The sequence below is a fragment of the Acinetobacter portensis genome, from assembly GCF_009372215.1.
Lineage (GTDB): Bacteria > Pseudomonadota > Gammaproteobacteria > Pseudomonadales > Moraxellaceae > Acinetobacter > Acinetobacter portensis.
In genome coordinates this window covers 1-861 of sequence record NZ_LWRV01000072.1, presented here as the reverse complement: position 1 = coordinate 861, position 861 = coordinate 1, and the positions used below count along the sequence as shown (strand labels likewise).

Annotated in this window: 1 protein-coding gene; it reads left to right on the top strand. The window is 33.4% G+C overall.

The window, feature by feature from the left end; all coding sequences use genetic code 11:
- Nucleotides 1–79 precede the first annotated feature (79 nt).
- Nucleotides 80–844, top strand: coding sequence for an IS5 family transposase (locus A6M14_RS08015; RefSeq protein WP_152874452.1), 765 nt, complete (start codon nt 80–82; stop codon nt 842–844).
- Nucleotides 845–861: the final 17 nt, after the last annotated feature.

The following is an 861-nucleotide window of genomic DNA, read 5'->3' as shown; positions in this document are numbered from 1 at the left end:
TAGGGTCTGTTGACATTTTCTGTTCAAAAAAATAGCGAGAAAGTAAAATTTAATCGCCAAACCAAATTTACTTCTCGCTATGCCTCGTACAATGCTGAATGATCAACACTGGTCTAAGTTACTTTCTATTTTCCGAAATTTTGATATCTATTTCAAATCTAATTTGAGAAATTTTGTCGAAGCAATACTTTATAGAATAAGAACAGGCTGCCCATGGCGTGATTTGCCTAAAGAATTTGGTTCGTATAACTCAATCTTTAAAAAATATAATCGTTGGTGTAAAAATGATAAGTTAATGAAAATATTTAAATTAATTTCTTCAAATGCTGATATGGAATGGGTTTTTATTGATGGTAGTCATGTTCGGGCACACCAACATTCTGCTGGAATAAAAGATCAGGATATTTCTAAAAGCATTGGTGGAAATAGTTCTAAAATACACTTAGCTGTTGATGCGGATGGCAATCCAATCGAAATTATTATCTCCGATGGAACGATACATGATGTCAAGATTGCTCCCAAAATGATTGAAAAACTTGATTTGAGCGAAACGGAAGTATGTTGTGCAGACAAAGGATATGACTCTGAATCATTAAGAGAACAAATATCTGCGAAAAAAACTAAAGCGAATATTCCAAGAAAAGCAAATACTCAGTCAAATAATGATCATATGGATTGGCATTTCTATAAAATCAGACACTTAGTTGAGAATGCATTTTGTAGGTTAAAGCAGTTCAGAGGAATAGCAACACGATATGATAAGCTAAAGTGTAGCTATGAGGGGGCAGTTGCATTAGCTTGTATATTTATTTGGCTACCTTTATCGGGTAAATTCTATACTTGAAATGTCAACAGACCCTA